The organism is Citrobacter sp. S39 (genome assembly GCF_009495675.1).
Taxonomy (GTDB): Bacteria; Pseudomonadota; Gammaproteobacteria; order Enterobacterales; family Enterobacteriaceae; genus Citrobacter; species Citrobacter freundii.
The window spans coordinates 292,419-313,512 of sequence record NZ_CP045555.1 but is presented as its reverse complement, the minus strand read 5'-3'; the positions used below and the strand labels follow the sequence as shown (position 1 = coordinate 313,512).

General features: G+C 52.3%; 18 protein-coding genes. 11 read left to right on the top strand and 7 right to left on the bottom strand.

All coding sequences use genetic code 11. The annotated features are described in order from the left end of the window. The first annotated feature begins 2 nt into the window (after nt 1-2). On the top strand, nt 3-860 hold the full coding sequence (gene pdxY / locus GFB57_RS01405; protein WP_003031569.1) for a pyridoxal kinase PdxY: 858 nt from the start codon (nt 3-5) through the stop codon (nt 858-860). Between the two features lie 481 nt (nt 861-1,341). Here pdxY and GFB57_RS01400 read toward each other — a convergent pair whose 3' ends face one another. Further along, nucleotides 1,342-2,895 carry an L-lactate permease gene (locus GFB57_RS01400; RefSeq protein WP_003029921.1) on the bottom strand — a complete coding sequence of 518 codons (1,554 nt, stop codon included), beginning with the start codon at nt 2,893-2,895 and terminating at the stop codon, nt 1,342-1,344. 581 nt (nt 2,896-3,476) lie between these two features. Here GFB57_RS01400 and GFB57_RS01395 point away from each other — a divergent pair. The 3 genes from GFB57_RS01395 to GFB57_RS01385 are packed head-to-tail and all read left to right on the top strand — an operon-like array spanning nt 3,477 to nt 6,322. Next, nucleotides 3,477-4,196 carry a (Fe-S)-binding protein gene (locus GFB57_RS01395; RefSeq protein ID WP_003033252.1) on the top strand — a complete coding sequence of 240 codons (720 nt, stop codon included), beginning with the start codon at nt 3,477-3,479 and terminating at the stop codon, nt 4,194-4,196. A 10-nt stretch (nt 4,197-4,206) separates the two neighbouring features. Next, nucleotides 4,207-5,634 carry a LutB/LldF family L-lactate oxidation iron-sulfur protein gene (locus tag GFB57_RS01390; RefSeq protein WP_003033254.1) on the top strand — a complete coding sequence of 476 codons (1,428 nt, stop codon included), beginning with the start codon at nt 4,207-4,209 and terminating at the stop codon, nt 5,632-5,634. Then, nucleotides 5,627-6,322 carry a lactate utilization protein C gene (locus tag GFB57_RS01385; protein ID WP_003033257.1) on the top strand — a complete coding sequence of 232 codons (696 nt, stop codon included), beginning with the start codon at nt 5,627-5,629 and terminating at the stop codon, nt 6,320-6,322. The genes GFB57_RS01390 and GFB57_RS01385 overlap by 8 nt, the downstream gene beginning before the upstream one ends. A 49-nt stretch (nt 6,323-6,371) precedes the next feature. Here the strand turns inward: GFB57_RS01385 and gntP are convergent, their stop codons facing one another. Continuing rightward, entirely contained in the window at nt 6,372-7,715 is a 1,344-nt protein-coding gene (gene gntP, locus GFB57_RS01380; protein WP_003033260.1) for a gluconate permease GntP, read from the bottom strand. Between the two features lie 259 nt (nt 7,716-7,974). On the opposite strand from gntP, the gene uxuA reads away from it, so the two are divergent. From uxuA to GFB57_RS01355, 5 genes are all read left to right on the top strand, one after another. Beyond that, the gene (gene uxuA, locus GFB57_RS01375) at nt 7,975-9,159 is read left to right on the top strand and encodes a mannonate dehydratase (RefSeq protein WP_003033263.1); all 1,185 of its coding nucleotides are present in this window, start codon (nt 7,975-7,977) and stop codon (nt 9,157-9,159) included. A 78-nt stretch (nt 9,160-9,237) separates the two neighbouring features. Continuing rightward, nucleotides 9,238-10,713, top strand: a complete 1,476-nt coding sequence (locus tag GFB57_RS01370) for a fructuronate reductase (RefSeq protein ID WP_003033266.1) — start codon at nt 9,238-9,240, stop codon at nt 10,711-10,713. A gap of 132 nt (nt 10,714-10,845) precedes the next feature. Continuing rightward, entirely contained in the window at nt 10,846-11,619 is a 774-nt protein-coding gene (gene uxuR, locus GFB57_RS01365) for a Uxu operon transcriptional regulator (protein WP_003033268.1), read from the top strand. Between the two features lie 648 nt (nt 11,620-12,267). Continuing rightward, on the top strand, nt 12,268-12,471 hold the full coding sequence (locus tag GFB57_RS01360) for a hypothetical protein (RefSeq protein WP_008322159.1): 204 nt from the start codon (nt 12,268-12,270) through the stop codon (nt 12,469-12,471). Nucleotides 12,472-12,662: 191 nt separating this feature from the next. After that, complete coding sequence (locus GFB57_RS01355; RefSeq protein WP_008322158.1) at nt 12,663-13,670, top strand: porin; 1,008 nt, start codon at nt 12,663-12,665, stop codon at nt 13,668-13,670. Nucleotides 13,671-13,733: 63 nt separating this feature from the next. On the opposite strand, the gene GFB57_RS01350 is transcribed toward GFB57_RS01355, so the two are convergent. The 5 genes from GFB57_RS01350 to GFB57_RS01330 all read right to left on the bottom strand — a co-directional run bounded on the left by GFB57_RS01350 (nt 13,734) and on the right by GFB57_RS01330 (nt 18,371). After that, nucleotides 13,734-14,135 carry a hypothetical protein gene (locus GFB57_RS01350; protein WP_003019205.1) on the bottom strand — a complete coding sequence of 134 codons (402 nt, stop codon included), beginning with the start codon at nt 14,133-14,135 and terminating at the stop codon, nt 13,734-13,736. A 190-nt stretch (nt 14,136-14,325) separates the two neighbouring features. Then, a complete protein-coding gene (locus GFB57_RS01345) occupies nt 14,326-15,513 on the bottom strand; it encodes an MFS transporter (protein WP_003019203.1) in 1,188 nt (395 codons plus the stop codon). Between the two features lie 97 nt (nt 15,514-15,610). Continuing rightward, entirely contained in the window at nt 15,611-16,075 is a 465-nt protein-coding gene (locus GFB57_RS01340; RefSeq protein WP_003019202.1) for a GNAT family N-acetyltransferase, read from the bottom strand. 13 nt (nt 16,076-16,088) lie between these two features. Continuing rightward, on the bottom strand, nt 16,089-17,369 hold the full coding sequence (locus GFB57_RS01335; RefSeq protein WP_003019200.1) for a DUF445 domain-containing protein: 1,281 nt from the start codon (nt 17,367-17,369) through the stop codon (nt 16,089-16,091). Nucleotides 17,370-17,444: 75 nt separating this feature from the next. Beyond that, a complete protein-coding gene (locus tag GFB57_RS01330) occupies nt 17,445-18,371 on the bottom strand; it encodes a LysR family transcriptional regulator (protein WP_003019198.1) in 927 nt (308 codons plus the stop codon). 219 nt (nt 18,372-18,590) lie between these two features. On the opposite strand from GFB57_RS01330, the gene GFB57_RS01325 reads away from it, so the two are divergent. Further along, the gene (locus GFB57_RS01325; protein WP_003019196.1) at nt 18,591-19,823 is read left to right on the top strand and encodes a dicarboxylate/amino acid:cation symporter; all 1,233 of its coding nucleotides are present in this window, start codon (nt 18,591-18,593) and stop codon (nt 19,821-19,823) included. A 30-nt stretch (nt 19,824-19,853) separates the two neighbouring features. Continuing rightward, the gene (gene metC, locus GFB57_RS01320) at nt 19,854-21,044 is read left to right on the top strand and encodes a cystathionine beta-lyase (protein ID WP_003019195.1); all 1,191 of its coding nucleotides are present in this window, start codon (nt 19,854-19,856) and stop codon (nt 21,042-21,044) included. Nucleotides 21,045-21,094: the final 50 nt, after the last annotated feature.

Here is a 21,094-nt window from a genome sequence, read left to right as displayed (position 1 = left end):
AAATGAAAAACGTGTTGTCTGTTCAGTCGTCGGTTGTTTATGGCTATGCCGGAAATAAAGCCGCTGTGTTGCCGATGCAGCTCTCGGGGATCGATGTCTGGCCGTTTTACACCGTACAGTTTTCCAACCACACCCAATATGGGATGTGGCAGGGCATGGCGATGCCGCACGGCGAGCTGAGCGCGATCATCAGCGGGTTGGATGACCTGCAAAAGCTGGCGCAATGCGATGCCGTATTGTCCGGGTATCTTGGAGATAAACGCCATTGTGAAGAGGTGAAGTACGCCGTCTCCACCATTCGTCAGCGTAATCCGCAGGCGCTCTATTTTTGCGATCCGGTAATGGGCGACCCGCAAAAAGGCTGCATTGTCGCGCAGGGCGTGGAGTCATTTTTTGTCGATGACGCCATTCAACTGGCCGACATGATGGGACCGAATCTCTATGAGCTGGGCGTGCTGACGGGCAGACAACTGCGTAGTTTTGACGAGGTGGTGGAAGCGGCGCGGCAGCTGGTGTCGTGGGGCGTAAAGAAGGTGCTGGTGAAGCATCTCGGCGACTGTTCGCGGAACAAACAGGCGTTTGAAATGCTGCTGGTGACGCCGGAACAGACGTTACACATTGCCCGGCCGCTGTATACCTTTGCCAAAATGCCGGTCGGCGTTGGGGATCTGATTTGCAGCGTGATGCTGGCCTCACTGCTCAATGGTTATGAGGACAAGCAGGCACTGGAGCGGACCACCAGTGTTGTTGACGCGGTAATGCGGCTGACGAAAGAGCATGATTCGTATGAACTGCGGCTGATAGACGCGCGCCACCAGATTATGGACCCACAGGTTCGCTATCAGGCAACGGTGATCTGACGCCGCAAGGGGGCTCTGTGTTTCTGACATTGCTGAGGTTTCAGCATCCGCTGGTCTACCGTTTTGCATGGCTTCGTATTTGGGTTGTGATGTTAAGAGCGTGCGGACTGCGTAAGAGAAAGGGGTGAACATTTTACGCTGCTGCCGGATGCGGCTAGCGCTTTATCCGGCCTACAAATGAGCGTGAAACGCAGGCCTACAAATGAATGCGAAACGTAGGCCTGATAAGCGAAGCGCCATCTGGCGTTACACGCGGAAGTAGCGTGGTGGAATCAACGCGGAAAAGGCGTCGAACTTCTTCACCATCTTTTTCCAGAACAACATAACAACAATCCTCGATTTGAAACATCGGCGCTATTTTAGTCAGCGCCGACAAATCGTAAAGTCTGTCGCCTCGTTCCGTTCCCGGGGAAGTGTAAACCTTTTTGGTCACCGCGTCGTCAAATACGGTTGCCGCAAATTTGACGGGGTTGACAATGGTTTACGCCATAAACCAGTAGTAAAAGAGGCCAACCTTTAAGCCGAGGATCACGATATAGGCGCAGCAGTATTTCATGGTGCCAGACATGATCTGGTTGGCCTGACCGTCCATTTTTGTGGCGGATACCGCGATGGCGATGCTTTGCGGCGAAATCATTTTCCCGCCCGTTGCGCCAGAGGTGTTGGCCGCCGCCAGCCAGTTGGGATCGATATGCAGTTTGCTGGCGGCAATGGTTTGCAGTTTTCCGAACAAAATGTTCGAGTTGGTATCGCTGCCGGTAACGAACGTGCCCAGCGCGCCAATCACCGGGGCGAGGAAGACGTACGAGCTGCCGGTCAGATCGACAATTGACTGTGCCAGCGTGGAGATAATCCCGCTGAGATCCATCACCGTGGCCAGCGCGACGATCGCCATAATTGCGACGATAGAGTTTTTAAGCTGGAAAATCGTTTTGATAAATACTTCCAGCATCCCGCGTGCGGACGCTCCCTGAATAAAACCACCGATAATGGTCGCGAAGATGATCAGCATTCCTGGCGTGGTCACCCATTCAACTTTCAACGCCATCGTTTTGCCGTCAGCTAACGTGAAATGCAGCACCGAGGCCAGTTGTGAGGCTGCGCCTTTTATCGTCGGGAACAGCGGCGAACACATCAGGATAAACACAAAAATAAACAGATAAATAGAGCCAACTCGGAACAACACTTTTGCCGAGCGCGGCGTGGTTTCGCGGGTATGGCTGACTTCAATTCGCCACTCGGGATCGGTTTTCCCTTTGCGCAGGCGACTAACCATTGCCACGGCAAACAGGCTGACCAGGCTACCGGCAAAGGCGGGTAATTCAGCACCGAGATGAATAGCGACAAAATACTGCGGAACCAGTGTGGTAATACCGCAAATCAACGTGATCAGAAATACGCCGCGAATGGCTTTCAGGCCGCCGCCAATAATGCAGACAATCACAAATGGCAGCAGGATATTAAACAGCGCGAGCTGCAGAATAATGGTTCCGCCTAAGGTATAAACCGACAGGTTAACTTGTTCCGCCAGAATAGAAACCGGGATCCCGACCGCGCCGAATGCAGTGGGAACGGTATTTGCCACCAGAGAGGCAATTGCCGCCTTCAGCGGATTGAAACCCAATGCGATAAGAATACCGATCGGAATGGCGACCGCTGTACCATAACCCGCCGCGGCTTCAAGAAATCCACCAAAGCACCATGAAATCAGCAGCACCTGAATACGCTTATCTTCGCTAATACTGGCGAGAATATCGCGCAGAATATCCAGCGCTTTGGTCGCCTGCATGACGTTATAACTGAAGATAGCGCCGAGGATCACAATCACAATCGGCCATAATCCCTTCAGCGCGCCATAGCCTATCGCGGCTTTCAGATTTTGTACGGGCATTTCCCAGAATATTGCCGATAGTGCAGCGGTGAATACCAAAGAGATCAGTACTGAATAATGGATGGGCATTTTCAATTTCAATATTAAAAATACCATCAGTAGTAACGGAGAGAGTGCCAGGGCAAACATAAAATATTCGTTCATTGCTATTCCCAATTGGTTCATTAAACCTGATTTATATTTATGGTTGGGAGGCTACATTGCTGTTCTAATAAAGTATGCAAACTGAATCGCTTCAGTGAATAAAGTAATTATGATTTGTAGTTTTGTAACTATTGTAATCTTTTAATTAAAATCCAATGCCGGGTAAATATACTTAAGTGCCGATTGAATACCTATAAGTAGTTATTTAATAAACTTTTTAATAATGGTAGCGACAACAGTGGTAATCACCTGAAACTGTTTTCTAAGGTGTTAATAACGCTGTGGTTTCCAATATAAAAATGTGAGCGAGGCCGAAATAAATAAACCAGGGTATTGCATGTGCGAGTCGATTAGGGGATTATTTGGTTTTGTCATACAAATGAAAATACAGACATTTGCGATTGTCCTGATATAAGAAGAGGAGAGTTGCCATCAAAGGAAAACGATCAGAGCATCACCATGAACCCAGGTATTGGTAAAACCAGCAAACAGAAAAACTGGGCATGAAATACGAATGAACATTTGTTTGATATCGCGATATCAAGCGCAATAAACAGAAATGAAGCAATGGAGTAGTTATTGTGAATGTAAATTTCTTTGTTACCTGTATTGGTGACGCACTGAAATCACGGATGGCACGAGACTCCGTATTGCTGCTGGAAAAACTGGGTTGTCGCGTTAATTTCCCCGAAAAGCAAGGGTGTTGCGGTCAGCCAGCCATCAACAGCGGTTACATCAAAGAGGCGATCCCCGGGATGAAAAACCTGATCGCCGCGCTGGAAGACAACGACGATCCGATTATCTCCCCGGCAGGCTCCTGCACCTACGCGGTAAAAAGCTACCCGACGTATCTGGTGGATGAGCCTGAATGGGCGCTGCGCGCCGAGAAGGTTGCCGGACGTATGCAGGATCTCACCTCTTTTATCGTCAACAAACTGGGCGTGGTGGACGTGGGTGCCAGCCTGCAGGGCCGCGCTGTGTATCACCCTTCCTGTAGCCTGACCCGCAAACTGGGGGTGAAGGAAGAGCCGCTCACGCTGCTGAAAAACGTGCGCGGACTGGAGTTGTTGACGTTTGCCGATCAGGACACCTGCTGCGGCTTTGGCGGGACGTTCTCGGTCAAGATGGCCGAGATCTCCGGCGAGATGGTGAAAGAGAAAGTTTTACATCTGATGGATGCGAAGCCGGAGTTTTTGATTGGCGCTGACGTCAGCTGCCTGCTGAACATTGGTGGCCGACTGCAACGCGAAGGCCAGCCGGTCAAAGTGATGCATATTGCTGAAGTGCTGATGAGCCGCTGAGGGGAAAGAGATGTCGATAAAAACCAGCGATGTAGAATTTAAACTGCGCATTCGTCAGCAGATCGAAGATCCGATCATGCGCAAAGCCGTGGCCAACGCGCAGGAGCGTATTGGTGCGAATCGGCAGAAAATGGTTGATGAGCTAGGCCACTGGGAAGACTGGCGCGATCGTGCCAGCCAGATCCGCGACCACGTTCTGAGCAACCTCGATGCTTACCTGTATCAACTTTCCGAGAAAGTGACGGAAAACGGCGGCCACGTCTATTTCGCCAAAACCAAAGAAGACGCCACCCGCTATATTCTGCAGGTTGCGCAGAGTAAAAATGCGAAGAAGGTGGTGAAGTCCAAGTCGATGGTGACCGAAGAGATCGGTGTCAACCATGTGCTGCAGGATGCCGGAATTCAGGTGATCGAAACCGATCTCGGCGAATATATCCTGCAGTTGGATCAGGATCCGCCTTCGCACGTTGTGGTCCCGGCTATTCATAAAGATCGCTATCAGATCCGCCGCGTGCTGAACGAACGTCTGGGCTACGACGGCCCGGAAACCCCGGAAGCCATGACCTTGTTTATTCGCCAGAAGATCCGCGAGGATTTCCTCAGTGCCGAAATCGGTATTACCGGCTGTAACTTTGCCGTGGCGGAAACCGGCTCTGTTTGCCTGGTGACCAACGAAGGCAACGCGCGCATGTGCACCACGCTGCCGAAAACGCACATTGCGGTGATGGGCATGGAGCGTATCGCGCCGACCTTTGCCGAGGTGGATGTGTTGATCACCATGCTGGCGCGCAGCGCCGTGGGCGCACGTCTGACGGGCTACAACACCTGGCTGACCGGCCCACGCGAGGCGGATAACGTCGACGGCCCGGAAGAGTTCCATCTGGTGATTGTCGATAACGGCCGCTCGCAGGTGCTGGGCTCAGAGTTTCGCGATGTGCTGCGCTGCATCCGCTGCGGGGCTTGTATGAACACCTGCCCGGCGTACCGCCATATTGGCGGACACGGCTATGGTTCTATCTATCCCGGCCCTATCGGCGCGGTGATCTCTCCGCTGCTCGGCGGCTATAAAGATTTTAAAGATCTGCCATACGCCTGTTCATTATGCACGGCCTGTGACAGCGTTTGTCCGGTTAAGATTCCGCTGTCAAAACTGATCCTGCGTCATCGCCGGGTGATGGCCGAGGAGGGCATTACGCCGAAAGCCGAGCGACGGGCGATCAAAATGTTCGCCTACGCCAATAGTCATCCTGGGCTGTGGAAAGTCGGGATGATGGCGGGCGCACATGCGGCGAGCTGGTTTATCAATGGCGGCAAAACGCCGCTCAAGGTTGGCGCGATTGGTGACTGGATGGAGGCGCGCGATCTGCCTGATGCCGACGGCGAGAGCTTCCGTAGCTGGTTTAAGAAACATCAGGCGCAGGAGAAAAAGAATGGATAACCGTACCGCGTTTTTAAATACCATCGCCCAGGCGCTGGGTCGCCCGCTGCGCTTCGAACCGCAAGCGGATGTCGCACCAGTTAACAACTATGCTAACGAGCGCCTGACCGAACTTAGCCCGCAGCAGCGCTGCGATGCGTTTGTCCAGTTTGCCAGTGAAGTGATGCTGGCTCGCTGTGAGCTGACTCGCGAAGACCAGGCCGCAGATGCGGCGCTCCGTCTGTGCGAAGAATTGGGTCAGCAGCCGGTGGTGCTGAGCGGCGACAGCCGGCTGGCGGCGCTGGGCATTACCGAACGCTTGCAACAGGAATGCAACGCCGTGGTCTGGAATCCGGCGCGTGGCAGCGAAAATATTACCCAGGCCGAAAAGGCGAAAGTGGGCGTGGTGTATGCCGAGTATGGCCTGACCGAGTCCGGCGGCGTGGTGCTGTTTTCCGCGCCGGAGCGCGGGCGTTCCCTGAGCCTGTTGCCGGAATCCTCAATTTTCGTGCTGCGTAAAAGCACTATCCTGCCGCGCGTGGCGCAACTGGCAGAAAAACTGCATCAGAAGGCGCAGGCCGGTGAGCGTATGCCATCGTGCATTAACATCATTAGTGGGCCCAGCTCGACGGCGGATATTGAGCTTATCAAGGTGGTTGGAGTGCATGGCCCGGTGAAGGCGGTGTATCTGATTATTGAGGATTGTTGAGGCAGGATGGATAACCGCTCTGGCGCTGCGGGCCAGAGCGGTATCGACGTTATGCAATCATGCTGATGATCAATACGATAATCAGGCCAACCACGGAGTTCACCAGCTCCAGCAGACCCCAGGTTTTCAGCGTATCCTTCACCGACAGGTCAAAGTAGCCTTTGAACAGCCAGAACGAGGCATCGTTGATATGGGTCAGGGTGTTGGAGCCCGCCGCCGTTGCCAGTACCAGTAGCGCCGGATCGACGCCCACCAGTTGACCGGTTGCCGGGTCGAGAATGGCGGCGCTAATAATCCCTGCAGCCGTCATGGCTGAGACTACGCCCTGACCCGTTGCCAGACGAATCAGCACGGTTATCAACCACGCCATGATGTACGGAGAAATATTGCCGTGCGACATCAGCATGCCGATGGTATCGCCAATGCCGGTATCAATAATGGTCTGCTTCAGTACACCGCCCGCGCCGATGATCAGGATCACCATGGCGATGCTTTTCACCGCGTTTTCAAAGGCATTCATCACCCATTGCATGTCGTGACCACGCGCGGTACCAAACAGCACGAAGGCGACAACCATAGCGATAAACATTGCAATCGGTGAAGAGCCTAAGAAGTTGACCACTTCCCACGCCTGCGTCCCTTTCACCAACCAGATGTTGGCGATGGTGGTGGAGATCATGATGATCGCCGGGATCAGCGGCACCAGGATAGAAACACCAAAGGATGGCAGGTTATTCTGGTCAACCGGTACATCGGCCTTCATGAATGACGGCGTTGGGCGATCGAGGTTGCCGAGGAACTTCGGCAGGATAAGCCCGGCGCAGATCACGCTCGGAATGGTCACCAGAATACCGTAGATGTAAACCATGCCCATGTCCGCACCGTAGGCGTTAACCAGCGCCACCGGACCCGGCTGTGGTGGGAACAGCGAGTGGGCAGTGGTGGCGGCGGCAACGGCAGGAATCGCCAGCTTGAGGAACGGGATCTTCGCTTCTGCAGCAATGACGATCACCAGCGGCGCCAGCATAATAAATGCCACTTCATAGAACATCGCCAGGCCGAAGATCAGACCAATAATGATTACCGACAGCTGCACATAGCGCAGGCCGAGGCGCGCCAGCAGCGTATGGGCAATCTGATGCGCCGCCCCGGAATCAACCATCAGCTTACCGATGACCGCCCCGAATACCACGATAATCGCCAGTTCACCCAGCGTGCTGCCAAAGCCGGATTTCATGGTGTGCAGCAGCTCCATTAAATCCATACCCGCCAGCATACCGACCGAGAGCGCCGCCAGCAGCAGGGCGACCATCGAGTTTATTTTGAATCTTAGATTGAGCACCAGCATCAGACCGATGCCGAATACGACCCACAGAATATTGAGAACGTGCATATAACGTCTACCTTTATTGGTTGAACTATTATGATTTTGGTTGAGATGTTACATATATTGGTTAACCATTGATGCGATGAATGTCACATTGCGTTACATGTTTATATTCTTACTGAGCAACATGGCCGTAAAATGGCGATCTCAATAGAATAAATCGTGATTTGGTTAACCAATTTTAAGCTTCAGGTTGACATGTCATACCAAAAGGAGGAATTTATGTGCCATATCGTCGAGTCCATAACGTAACGAGGAATAAAACATGGAACAGACATGGCGCTGGTATGGTCCTAACGATCCGGTCACCTTAGCGGATGTACGTCAGGCGGGTGCCACAGGCGTTGTCACCGCCTTGCACCATATCCCGAACGGGGAAGTGTGGACGGTTGATGAGATCCTAAAACGCAAAGCCATTATTGAGCAGGCGGGCCTGGTCTGGTCGGTCGTCGAAAGCGTGCCGATCCACGAAGACATTAAAACCCGTTCCGGCAACTATCTGCAGTGGATCGCCAACTACCAGCAAAGCCTGCGTAACCTGGCTCAGTGCGGTATTCGTACAGTGTGCTACAACTTCATGCCGGTTCTCGACTGGACCCGTACCGACCTGGAATACGTTCTACCGGACGGCTCCAAAGCGCTGCGTTTTGACCAGATTGAGTTTGCCGCCTTTGAGCTGCATATCCTCCAGCGTCCGGGCGCGGAAGCGGACTACACCGCCGAAGAGATTGCTCAGGCAAATGAACGCTTCGCCAACATGAGCGATGAAGACAAAGCGCGTCTGACCCGCAACATCATTGCCGGTTTGCCGGGCGCGGAAGAGGGCTACACCCTCGACCAGTTCCGCCAGCATCTTGCGCGCTACAAAGATATCGACAAAGCCGCGCTGCGTGAGAATTTCGCCGTCTTCCTGAAGGCGATTATTCCGGTGGCGGAAGAAGCTGGCGTACGCATGGCGGTACACCCGGACGATCCGCCGCGCCCGATCCTTGGCCTGCCGCGCATTGTTTCCACGGTGGAAGACATGCAGTGGATGGTCGATACGGTCAACAGCATGGCGAACGGTTTCACCATGTGCACCGGCTCCTATGGCGTGCGGGCGGACAACGATCTGGTCGACATGATCAAACAGTTTGGCCCACGCATTTACTTCACCCATCTGCGCTCCACGCTGCGTGAAGATAACCCGAAAACCTTCCATGAGGCGGCGCATCTTAATGGCGATGTCGACATGTACGAGGTGGTGAAAGCGATCGTTGAAGAAGAACAACGCCGTAAAGCCGAGGGTAAAGAGGATCTGATCCCGATGCGTCCGGACCATGGCCACCAGATGCTGGACGATCTGAAAAAGAAAACCAACCCAGGCTACTCCGCGATTGGTCGACTGAAAGGGCTGGCGGAAGTGCGCGGCGTTGAGATGGCTATCCAGCGCGCTTTCTTTAGCCGCTAAAGCGAGTTGCCGGCCACCTGTCTGGCCGGCTTTTTCTTTTCTCATCCGTTGGCCTTTCAACGGGTTCTGGAGTTCACGATGACAACGACAATTGCCAATAGCGACCTGCCGGTTGCGCGCCCTGCATGGGACCGCTCGCGCCTGCAATCCCGCATTGTTCACCTGGGATGTGGCGCTTTTCACCGCGCGCATCAGGCGCTGTACACCCATCATTTGCTGGAAACCACTGACAGCGACTGGGGGATCTGTGAAGTTAACCTGATGCCGGGTAACGACTGCGTACTGATTGAAAATCTGCGCAAGCAGCAACTGCTGTATACCGTGGCGGAAAAAGGCGCGGACAACACCGTGCTGAAAGTGATCGGGTCAATGAAAGAAGCGCTGCACCCGGATCTTGACGGCTGTGACGGTATTTTACAGGCTATGGCGCGCCCGCAGACGGCAATTGTTTCGCTGACGGTCACCGAAAAAGGCTACTGCACCGATGCGGCCAGCGGTCAGTTAGATCTCAATAACCCGCTGATTAAACACGATCTGGCGAATCCGACCGCGCCGAAATCGGCGATTGGTTACATCGTACAAGCGCTGTACCTGCGCCGTGAGCAGGAGCTGGCGGCTTTTACCGTGATGTCCTGCGATAACGTGCGTGAAAATGGGCATGTGGCGAAAGTCGCAGTTCTGGGGCTGGCGCAGGCGCGCGACCCGCAGCTGGCGCAGTGGATTGAAGCTAATGCGACTTTCCCGTGCACTATGGTCGACCGCATTGTTCCGGCGGCGACGCCGGAAACGTTGCAGGAGATTGCCGACCAGTTGGGTGTTTACGATCCGTGTGCTATCGCCTGTGAACCGTTCCGTCAGTGGGTAATTGAAGACAATTTTGTCAACGGTCGTCCTGACTGGGACAAGGTTGGCGCACAGTTCGTGGCCGACGTGGTGCCGTTTGAAATGATGAAACTGCGCATGCTCAACGGCAGCCACTCTTTCCTTGCGTATCTGGGCTATCTCGGCGGTTATGAAACCATCGCCGATACCATGACCAATCCGGCGTACCGCAAAGCGGCGTTTGCGCTGATGATGCAGGAGCAGGCGCCGACGCTCTCGATGCCGGAAGGCACCGATCTCAACGCCTACGCGACACTGCTGATCGAGCGTTTCAGCAACCCGTCTCTGCGCCACCGTACCTGGCAGATTGCGATGGACGGCAGCCAGAAACTGCCGCAGCGCCTGCTGGATCCGGTGCGTCTGCACCTGCAAAATGCCAGCAGTTGGCGTCACCTGGCGCTGGGCGTGGCGGGCTGGATGCGCTACACCCACGGTGTGGATGAGCAAGGGCAGGCCATTGATGTTGTCGACCCTATGCTGGCTGAATTTCAACACATTAACCAACAGTACCAGGGCGCCGAGCGCGTGACGGCGCTGCTGGGGCTGTCTGGCATTTTTGGTCATGACCTGGCGGAAAACGCTGGCTTTGTGGAGACCATTATCGCGACGTATCAACAGCTATGTGAACACGGCGCACGTGAGTGCGTTGCGGCATTAAGCGCTGACGCATAACCTCCGAACTATGACGGGTCAATCAAAATATTGGTTTGGTTGACCCGTTTTCTGTTTTTGCCCTCCCGCAAATGCTATAGTTCGATACCTATTCCCCGTATCTGATTACACGCATCTGACGGACATAACACGATGAAATCGAACACTTCTCAGCAAAGACCCTACCAGGAAGTGGGTGCCATGATCCGCGATCTGATTGTCCAGACGCCGTACCAGCCCGGTGAACGCTTGCCGCCAGAGCGTGAAATTGCCGAGATGCTCAATGTCACTCGCACGGTAGTTCGCGAAGCGTTAATCATGCTGGAAATTAAAGGCCTGGTGGACGTGCGCCGCGGAGCCGGGATCTACGTGCTCGACAATGCGGATGCGCAGACTATCGACAGTACGGATGCAAATCATTGCAATGATGCGGGCCCGTTTGAACTGTTGCAGGCGCGACAGCTGCTGGAAAGCAACATTGCCGAATTTGCCGCGCTGCAGGCTACCCGCGAAGATATCGTCAAAATGCGCCAGGCGTTGCAACTGGAAGAGCGGGAGCTGGCTTCCAGCGAGCCAAACGGTTCTGAAAGCGGCGACATGCAGTTCCATCTCGCCATAGCTGAAGCCACGCATAACAGCATGCTGGTGGAGCTGTTTCGCCAGTCATGGCAGTGGCGTGAGAACAACCCGATGTGGATCCAGCTCCATAGCCACCTCGACGATACCCACTACCGGAAAGAGTGGATGGGCGACCATAAACAGATCCTGGCTGCATTAATCAAAAAAGATGCCCGCGCGGCCAAGCTGGCCATGTGGCAGCATCTGGAAAATGTCAAACAGCGTCTGCTGGAGTTTTCAAATGTCGATGACATTGATTTTGATGGTTATCTGTTTGATTCCTGGCCGCTGGATAAAGTTAACGCCTGATTTTCCTTCCTCTCATACGCGGGCTATTGCGGCCCGCACCGCGTTTTCCGCATCCTCATTCATTGCCCGGCAGGGCCGCTTTTCACGTTCTGAAAGTCACGTAAAAAATTGTTTCCATCGCCTCGGATGAACATTTTTTCGTCCCCTTTGTGCGGTGCAAATTGATTTAAATCAATTAAAAACAACTTATTTTCGCATGCGAAAAAATGTGTCATTTACCTTATTTTTACCTTTCCGTGCTTATTTTTAGACAAAATGGGTCTGGGTTAAGTGAGAATCAACGCGATCTCTGCAGTAATCAGGATAAGGTTTACCGGCATAACTACACATAGAAACAAGCGGTTCGCGTAAATGTAGACATTAATAACGGTGCGTAACTTATTGGTCGTAATGATGTTTTGATTGGTGATATAGTTGATGTAAATGTTTCATGCTTTTTTAATCAAATGAATAAAATCCAGTATTCGTAAAGCTAGCATTACACATTATTCCATAAACAAGTTATCTTTCATTTGAAATATCGTTCCATTCTTCATTGGTTTATTAACACTTTCATTACTATTATGACTGTATTTTACCGTTGACATGTTTTTACACTAACTGCATATTTCATCGCCATAAGCGTGTTATTACGTTCAGGAGTTGAAAATGCCATCTCGAGACTATCCCGATATTCGAAAACCCAGAGGGACCCGATCAAAAGATATGGTTCTTTTAAGTGCCCGTGTCGATACCTCTTTGTGGGAATATGTGCGAACGCTGGCATTTGAAACCCGTAAAAGTAAACAAGATATTATTGCTGAAGCATTAATGTTGCATCGCTCAGTTAATGAGAGTGAAAGTCTCGAGTAATTATCGCTGTCCGGTTTTGATTGAAAATCCAAAAATTAATTATGTCTTGCCACTTCATTATTACCTTCATTGGTATTTTTTTGGTGTGTTATTGGTATTGCCCCTTAATCCATAGGGGACTTTTTTATGCAGGTATTCTGCCTGCATAACAAAGTTGATAGCCAAATTCACAATTAAAAGTGAGTAATAACATGAAAAAGTCAGTAGTGGCATTAGCTGTAATGGCATTAGGGGTAACCTCCGTTCATGCAGCGGAAATTTATAATAAAGATGGCAACAAGCTGGATCTCTACGGCAAAGTAAAAGCAGCCCATTCCTGGACTGATGGTACTAATGCTGATGAAACCTACGCACGTCTGGGTTTTCGCGGTGAGACGCAAATCAACGATCAACTGACCGGTTACGGGCAATTTGAAAGTCAGTTTGATGCCGCTAAAGCAGAAGGTTCGCAGAATGGCGTTAATACACGTCTGGCGTTTGCTGGCCTGGATTATGGTCATGACGTCAGTTTTGACTATGGTCGTAACTATGGTATCGCTTACGATGTGGGAGCTTATACTGATACTCTCTCAGAGTTCGGCGGTGACTCCTTTGAAAATACTGACCGCTTCCTTACTACACGCACTTCTGGCGTTGCAACACTTCGCACCAAAAATCTGTTCGGTGCCGTTGATGGTCTAAATGTTGGCGCGCAATATCAGGGTCAGGACGATACCAATAAGGATCCGACGAAACAACACGGCAATGGCTACGGCTTCTCCCTGGGTTATGACAACATTGCGGATTCTGGCATATCTGCAATTGCGGCCTATACCAACAGTTCTGTGACTGCTCAGCAGAAACAAAAAGGTTGGAATGGCGAAAACGCAGAGTTCTGGGGCGCGGGTCTGAAATATGATGCTAATGCTATCTATGTAGCGACTATGTACGGAGAGTCCCACAACCTGATTCAGGATGCGGACAAAGCTGAGCACTTTGAAGCGATGGCGGCGTATGTGTTTGATTTTGGTCTGCGTCCGAACGTGGCTTACGTCCACGCGCGTGATAACAACAATAATGACCTGACCGAATACGTCGCGCTGGGTACAGACTACTACTTCAACAAAAACATCGTGGCTGATGTAGGTTACAAAATTAACCTGCTCGATGGTAAAGACAGCGATAACCAGGTTGCTGCGGGTCTGACCTATCAGTTCTAACTTTTTGTTCTGGTATGAAAAAGGCGTCCTGGTAAAGACGCCTTTTTTTATATCTGCCGGCGTTTAAACCGGCTGGCTCTCTTCCTGCTGTACACCGCTAAACAGCCATTGCCAGATGCCCACTTTTACCCATGCAACCACGCAGAGAATCAGATAAAAAAGTGGATTATGCGTAATGGTAACGCGCATGACCTCCATTAAATCCACATGCAAATTTCCGGCAATGGCCATATTGATAACAAAAATAGAGGCTATCGCGCTGGCCAGTAAAATAAGTATGGCATGTAACTTTGTTATCTCCGGTAACCTGCCAGAGGCCCATTGCCATAAAAATGTTGTTGATAACAGGAAGATAATAAACAATCCCAGTGCGCCAAACAGGCCAAAGTCTTTATAATCCTTTGGCGTGCCAATTAAAACCGCCAAAATAATCAACCCCAGTAATATTTTTTTAAACCACGACATGTATTTTCCCGAAGATAGTGTTGATGTTAGATTAATATGTCCATTTTTACGCATTTTAAATTGAGTTTATAAATGAACGGACGGGAATTATAAATTGTCTGGCAGGTAATTACCGATTATTTTAGGTTTATTAAATGTTGACATTTAATTGCGGACTAATCCGAATATACCTTCTTTAGAAGGTTGCCGGTTATACCCTTTTTGGCGAGGCGAAACGCTGTTTGTATAATTGCGTAAGGCTGATAAGTGCCGCAATAAACAACGCGACGGCGCCGCACACCGTGGCGTTAACGATCGCCAGTGCGCCGCTTCCCAGCAGGCTGGTTAATAGCGGACCAAGTATTTGCCCAATGCCGTAAGTCAGAGTGACCAGGCCCAGCAGATTAATATTGCGCGGTACGCTAAGTTGTCGGGCAAGCGGCATCACCAGTGAAGTGGTTCCCATAAACGTTGCGCCAAAACCCATGCTGCTTATCACCAGCAGCGGCAAAGAGCCGCTGGCGAGCGTCATGAGCACGCAGGCGCTTTGAATCAGCAAATTCGCCGTCAGGCATTGCAATACTCCCCAGCGTCGGGCGGCCCACAGCCAGGCGAAACACCCCGGAATTATCGATATGCCGACCAGCGACCAGAGATGGGCAGTCAACAGCGGCGAACCGGCGCTTTTCGCCATTAGCGGCAGGTAGGTGGCGACAATGATGTAGCCAAATCCGGCCAGCCCGTACAGCAGCGCCAGCAGCCACCAGGACATAGGCTGATGCTCTGTTTTTACCGGGGCCGCGGCGGGGAGCACGTGGTCGCGAGATGGCAGGAGTATAACCAGTAGCACAAAGAACAGAGCCGAGGCTGCCGCCGCGCCCAGCCAGAGCGTGTGCGAGGACAGCGCAAAATGCAGACCGCTAATGACATATTCATTGCCCAGCAAAATGCCTGCGCCAACGCCGGAGAACAACGCCGCGATCACAAAGGGATGCCGGGTATGATGCAGAACGATCATCGAGCCAAAGATCATCATACCGGCACTGGCGACGCCCGCCAGAAAGCGGATCAGCATCACCAGCGCGGGCTGCGTTAAGCTGGCCATCGCCAGAATCAGCCCTGCGGTAGCGAGCGCGGACGTTAGCAACATTGGACGTAAGCGTGAGGGAAGATGAAAGAGCCCAAAGGAGAAGAGCAGGCTTCCCGCCAGATACCCGGCGTAGTTGGCGCTGGCAATCCACGAGAGTTGGTCAAACGTAAATTGACCTTCTGACAGCAGTACCGGTAGCATTGGCGTATACAAAAAGCGCCCAATCCCCATGCCCAGCGTTAAGACCAGCATGCCAAAGAGTGCGACACTGATGGCATGGCGATTTGAATCTGGGCTTCCCTGGGACATACGGACTCTCATTTCGCGCTGTTAGCTGATAATTGTTATATTACATACGTAAATGATAATGAAAAGTAAAAATAAAACCGCGTAACGCTGAATGCCATCAAAGGTTACGGCTGTAGACCCGCGAGGCTTCTCCCCACGGATGATAGCCCGGCCCGTTAAAGTAAAACCCTGCTTTCTCGTATAAACCTGCCAGGTCAGTACACAGATGGAGTTGCGTAAAACCCAGCTGTCTGGCCTGCTGTGCAATATGTTCGATCAGGCGAAACGCCAAACCGTGACCACGATAGCGAGGATCGATATAGAGCGCGCATAGCCACGGCCACAATTCGCCGCGACTAATAAAATCATTGGTGATCAATCCAGCGCAGCCAACAATGCTGTCACCATCCTGCAGCCAGTACCACTGTGGTAGTGGGTTCTTTGCGCCAATACAACGGCGCAATGCATCCTCGTATACCGCCATGGAGTCTTCTGAGGCCCATTGCTGCTGAAAGTAAGCGGTGATCTCGTGCAGTTTTTCTGGCGTCTCGCGCAGGGAAAAAATGCGGATGCTCATCGTCATTGAATCTTTCTCCTTAAAAATTCGCCAGCGTCAGCAGGGACGGAATTTGCGACAACAGATATAACACCAGCCCGATTGAACCGCCAACCAACGTGCCGTTGACGCGAATAAACTGCAAATCTTTACCGATGTTTAACTCAATTTGCTGCGACATATCGCGTGCATCCCAACTTTTCACCGTGTCGCTAATATGGCGCGTCAGGAAGGTGGCGAACTCCGGGGCAACTTTATGCGCAGCCTGCTCCAGATGCCCATTTAGTGAGGCACGCAGGGCGCTGTCGGCTACCAGCGTTTCGCCGAACCACTGCCCGGCGCTGGCGATGCGCTGCTTCACGCGGGAATCATCTGCGTTAATGTCGGTTTTCACCCACTGACGCAGGTCTGCCCACAGCTCGCCAAGATAACGGTTGAAGGCTTCATCTTCCTTCAGATAGCTTTTCATGCTTTCGGCCCGCGCGGTCATCTCCGGATCGTGTTTGAGCTTATCGATGAGCTTAAATGTAGCGCGATCGAAGGCATGGCGGATCTGATGCGCGCGATCGTGGCTGATGTCATCCAGCAAGGAGTTAACGGCATCAGACACCAGCTCGGCGCTGTGCTCGCCCAGCCATTCGGTTGGCAGGATCTTCGCTTTCAGCGGATGTTCGGTTTCCAGCCAGTGTACTACCTGTCTGGCGATAAACGCTCGCGAGCTGTCGCGCTGGAGCAGGGCGATCAGTTGGGCGATCAGCGTATCGAGCAGCACCTGATGGCGATTGTTTTTGGTCATGCTTTCCAGCATCAGCGCGCTGGTTCCGGAGAGATCGACCTTGTCGATGGCCTTGTGCACCGCCCGCTTGATCAGCCGCTGAATGCGCGAGTCGTCGGTCAGTTCGAGAAAACCGCTCATGATCTGCAACAGATGCTGGCCGATGCGCTGGGCGTTTTCCGGCTGGCTGAACCAGTTGCCGATCAACAGCGCCGGTTCATGGCGGCGGATCAGGGCTATCAGCGACTGGGTATCGAGGAATTTCTCTTGTACAAACTGACCAAGATTTTCGCCGATCCGATCCTTATTGCGCGGGATAATAGCCGTGTGTTGCGAGATAAACGGGATTGGCACCCGGCGAAAAAGCGCCACCACGGCAAACCAGTCCGCCAGCGCGCCCACCATCGCCGCTTCGGCAATCGCTTTGATCCCGAGTACCCAGAAGTTAGGCGGCAAAAACAGCGTGATGACGAAGGTCGCGGCAGCGATCAGCAGCAGAGAGAGCGCCAGTCGCTTGGCGCGTTTGAGTTCAGCAATTTTATTCATAGGCTTAAGGATAGAGCCAGACGGGGGGATCGCGCAAAAATTGTGGCGCGTCTCCCATTTTCAGGTGGGCCGGGTTTACTCCGGGATCCAATTGTCCCAGGCGGGTAAGGGGCCGAGTTCCGCCACCAGAAAATCGATAAATGATCGCACCTTCGGATTGCTGTACTTGCTGGGAAAGTACAGCGCATACAGGGCATGAGTTTCACAGGTAATGGTGCCGTCGAGCATCAGCGGCGTGATCTCCTCTTTTTGAATATGATCGCCAATCAAATAAGTGGGCAAATATGCCACCCCCTGATCTTCTAACACCGACTTCAACAGCACCAGACTGCTGTTGGCCTGGATCGGCATATGCAGTTTCAACTGATGCAGTCGATCCTGTTCATTTGCCACCTTCAGTACCGGCGTGAGGCCCGGATAAACCAGGCAATCATGATCCACCAGATCGCTGCGACGCTGGGGCATACCTTTTTTGGCAAGGTAGCCGGGTGAGGCACAGTACGCCCAGCGAACAGGCACCAGCTTGCGCATCGCATAGTTTTGCGGCGGCGCGGTGGAAATTCGCAGGGCAATGTCGAAATCCGTTTCGTTCAGATTGACGAAGTTATCGTTGAGATCGATATACAGATTCACATCCGGGAACTGGGAGCGGTATTTATCCACCAGGTTCACCAGCCGGGAATAACCAAACGCAATTGAGCAGGTTATGCGTAATTCACCCTGCGGGCTGTGGTAATAACCGGAGGTGGTATTCAGCGTTTCATCGAATTCTTTCAACAGCTTATTAGCGCGGTTGAAGAGATATTGCCCGGCGTCGGTCAGGGTAATACTGCGGGTGGTGCGTTTAATTAATGTCGTGCCTAACGTATCTTCCATCGCTGCCAGGCTTTTGCTGACCGCAGACGGCGAGACGTTGAGCTGCGCCGCGGCTTCTGACAATCCTCCGCAGTCGACGATTTTAGTAAAAAACTCCAGATGCTTGAGTGAAATCGGCGTACTCATAATTTCCTTAAATTCACAAGTGATTTGCAAAAACGGTACGAATAGGCCGTTACATTCGCCTTTTAAACATGCAACTATTGAATCACAGGAAACAACTTGCTGGCAAAATGAAAAAATAACAACTTAGGTGAGTTACGTCACAAATTAAAAGGAGGCGAAACGGAAACTCATCACATTGTGAATTTAATCTCATTAATTATTATTCTAAAGGTACCGATTATGTGGTCACGACTCGAACCCTACAGATCGTCGATTATTTTATTAGTTGCTCTGGTGATTGGCGGCTTATTAGGTATTTATGCCCCATCGTTTGCAAGTAAACTCCAGCCAATAGGTCAGATATTCTTAAACCTGTTATTTATGATTATTGTGCCGCTGGTGGGGATCAGCGTCATGTCTTCGATCGCCAGTATGACCGACCTGAAAAGGCTGGGGCGTATTATGGCGATTATCTTTATTGTTTCGATCGCGATGGCCTTTATTCCGGCGGCCGGGATCGTCGCGCTGGCGCTCTGGTATAACCCGGCGCAGGGCGTCACTATCGATCTCTCGCAGTCGGTGCAGGCGGGCAGCGGCAAGATGGATTTTGTCAGCATGATCACCACCAGCGACTTTATTGGGCTGTTCTCTAAGTCCAATATTCTGGCTCTGATCGTGATGGCGATCATCGCCGGTGTGGCGATTGGCCAGTCGGATCAGGCCGGTAAACGTATTGCGTCGCTGCTGGAAGACGCCAATACCGTGATCATGAAGATCGTTTCGATCATTATGAAGGTCGCGCCGATTGGTCTGGGCTGCTACTTCGCCGCCACCATGGCCAGTCAGGACTCTGCACTATTGTTAACCTTTGCCCGCGCCATCGGCCTGTTTATGGTTGCCACGCTGGTCTATTTTGTTTTTGGCTCGATTCTCTATTCGTATATTGGCGGCGGTATTCCGGCGGTCAAAGCCTTCTGGCGTAACGCGATTGAACCGTCTGCGACTGCGCTGGGGACCTGCTCTTCGCTGGGGACGCTCCCGGTGACGCTGCGTGCCGGTAAGGCGATGGGGATTAACCCGGAAATCGTTGATGTTTCCATTCCACTGCTGGTTAACCTGAACAAAGGCGGTGTGGCGATGATTGCCGCGCTGAAAATCGTCTTTATCTATTCCGTGCTGGGTATGGAATTCACCACCGAAACCTTCTTCCTGACGATGCTGATTGCGGTGCTCTCCGCCATTATCGTTGGTGGCGTGCCGGGCGGGGCGTTCCTCGGTGAAATCTTTATCGTTACCACGCTGGGCCTGCCGATGGAAGCAATCCCGATGCTGGTGGTGCTGGGCACCATTACCGATGCGCCGGCCACACTGATTAACGTTATCCATGATTTGAATGCGGCGCAGATTGTTGAACGGTTCGCTGGAAAAAAGCAGACCAACACTGAAATAAACTCTACTGCTGCGGTGGTATAGGTTTCACACGGATTAAGAACAGGAGATGTTATGAAAGACGCAATGAAGCTTGAGACGCAACTGGTTGTTGCTGGTCGTGACAAACGCTACACCCAGGGAGCGGTGAATCCGGTTATCCAACGTGCCTCTTCACTGGTATTTGATACCGTGAAGGACAAGAAATTTGCCACCGCCAATCGCGCAAACGGTGAGCTGTTTTACGGTCGTCGCGGAACCTATACCCACTTTGCCTTCCAGAAGGCAATGAGCGAACTGGAAGGTGGCGTTGGCTGCGCGCTGTACCCATGTGGTGCTGCGGCGGTGACCAACGCGATTCTGGCGTTTGTTCAGGGTGGCGATCATATCCTGATGACCGGCGCGGCCTACGAGCCAACCCAGGATTTTTGCAATAAGATCCTGAGTAAATTCAATGTGGAAACAACGTATTACGATCCGCTGATTGGTGCAGGTATCGTCGATCTTCTGCGTCCGGAAACGAAGGTTGTATTCCTTGAGTCACCAAGTTCTATCACCATGGAAGTCCAGGATGTGCCGGGGATGGTGAAGGCTATCCGCGCGGTGAATCCGGAGATTGTCATTATGATCGACAACACCTGGGCGGCGGGCGTGCTGTTCAAAGCGCTGGATTATGGCGTGGATATTTCCATTCAGGCGGGAACGAAGTACACCATCGGTCATTCGGACGGCATGCTGGGCACGGCGGTGTCTAACGCCCGTTGTTGGGATCGTCTGCGCGAGAACTCCTATCTGATGGGGCAAACGCTGGATGCCGATACCGCCTACAACGGCAGCCGCGGATTGCGTACCCTGGCGGTACGCCTTAAGCAGCATCAGGAGAGCAGTATCCATATTGCTCGCTGGCTGTCGGCAAGACCGGAAGTGGCGCGGGTGAATCATCCGGCGTTACCGGAATGTCCGGGCCATGAGTATTTTCAGCGTGATTTTACCGGAAGCTCAGGCCTGTTCTCATTTGTGCTGAAAAAGAGACTGACCGACGAACAGATGGCGAATTTCCTCGATAATTTCTCGCTGTTCCATATGGCCTATTCGTGGGGTGGATTTGAGTCGCTCATTCTGGCGAACCAGCCGGAAGAGCTGAACAGCATCCGCCCGGCTGGAGAGGTGGATTTCAGCGGCACGCTGGTCAGGGTGCATATTGGCCTGGAGGATATTGGCGACCTGATTGCCGATCTCGAAGCGGGATTTGCACGCATTGCGTAAGGTGATGTGAGCGTAGCCGGATGCGGCGCAAGCGCCTTATCCGGCCTACA

Excerpts from the sequence above, each read along its gene's own strand:
- pdxY (WP_003031569.1), top strand. The coding sequence starts at position 3 with ATGAAAAACGTGTTGTCTGTTCAGTCGTCGGTTGTTTATGGCTATGCC.
- GFB57_RS01400 (WP_003029921.1), bottom strand. The coding sequence starts at position 2,895 with ATGAACGAATATTTTATGTTTGCCCTGGCACTCTCTCCGTTACTACTG.
- GFB57_RS01390 (WP_003033254.1), top strand. The coding sequence starts at position 4,207 with ATGTCGATAAAAACCAGCGATGTAGAATTTAAACTGCGCATTCGTCAG.
- GFB57_RS01385 (WP_003033257.1), top strand. The coding sequence starts at position 5,627 with ATGGATAACCGTACCGCGTTTTTAAATACCATCGCCCAGGCGCTGGGT.
- gntP (WP_003033260.1), bottom strand. The coding sequence starts at position 7,715 with ATGCACGTTCTCAATATTCTGTGGGTCGTATTCGGCATCGGTCTGATG.
- uxuA (WP_003033263.1), top strand. The coding sequence starts at position 7,975 with ATGGAACAGACATGGCGCTGGTATGGTCCTAACGATCCGGTCACCTTA.
- GFB57_RS01370 (WP_003033266.1), top strand. The coding sequence starts at position 9,238 with ATGACAACGACAATTGCCAATAGCGACCTGCCGGTTGCGCGCCCTGCA.
- uxuR (WP_003033268.1), top strand. The coding sequence starts at position 10,846 with ATGAAATCGAACACTTCTCAGCAAAGACCCTACCAGGAAGTGGGTGCC.
- GFB57_RS01360 (WP_008322159.1), top strand. The coding sequence starts at position 12,268 with ATGCCATCTCGAGACTATCCCGATATTCGAAAACCCAGAGGGACCCGA.
- GFB57_RS01355 (WP_008322158.1), top strand. The coding sequence starts at position 12,663 with ATGAAAAAGTCAGTAGTGGCATTAGCTGTAATGGCATTAGGGGTAACC.
- GFB57_RS01350 (WP_003019205.1), bottom strand. The coding sequence starts at position 14,135 with ATGTCGTGGTTTAAAAAAATATTACTGGGGTTGATTATTTTGGCGGTT.
- GFB57_RS01345 (WP_003019203.1), bottom strand. The coding sequence starts at position 15,513 with ATGTCCCAGGGAAGCCCAGATTCAAATCGCCATGCCATCAGTGTCGCA.
- GFB57_RS01340 (WP_003019202.1), bottom strand. The coding sequence starts at position 16,075 with ATGACGATGAGCATCCGCATTTTTTCCCTGCGCGAGACGCCAGAAAAA.
- GFB57_RS01335 (WP_003019200.1), bottom strand. The coding sequence starts at position 17,369 with ATGAATAAAATTGCTGAACTCAAACGCGCCAAGCGACTGGCGCTCTCT.
- GFB57_RS01330 (WP_003019198.1), bottom strand. The coding sequence starts at position 18,371 with ATGAGTACGCCGATTTCACTCAAGCATCTGGAGTTTTTTACTAAAATC.
- GFB57_RS01325 (WP_003019196.1), top strand. The coding sequence starts at position 18,591 with ATGTGGTCACGACTCGAACCCTACAGATCGTCGATTATTTTATTAGTT.
- metC (WP_003019195.1), top strand. The coding sequence starts at position 19,854 with ATGAAAGACGCAATGAAGCTTGAGACGCAACTGGTTGTTGCTGGTCGT.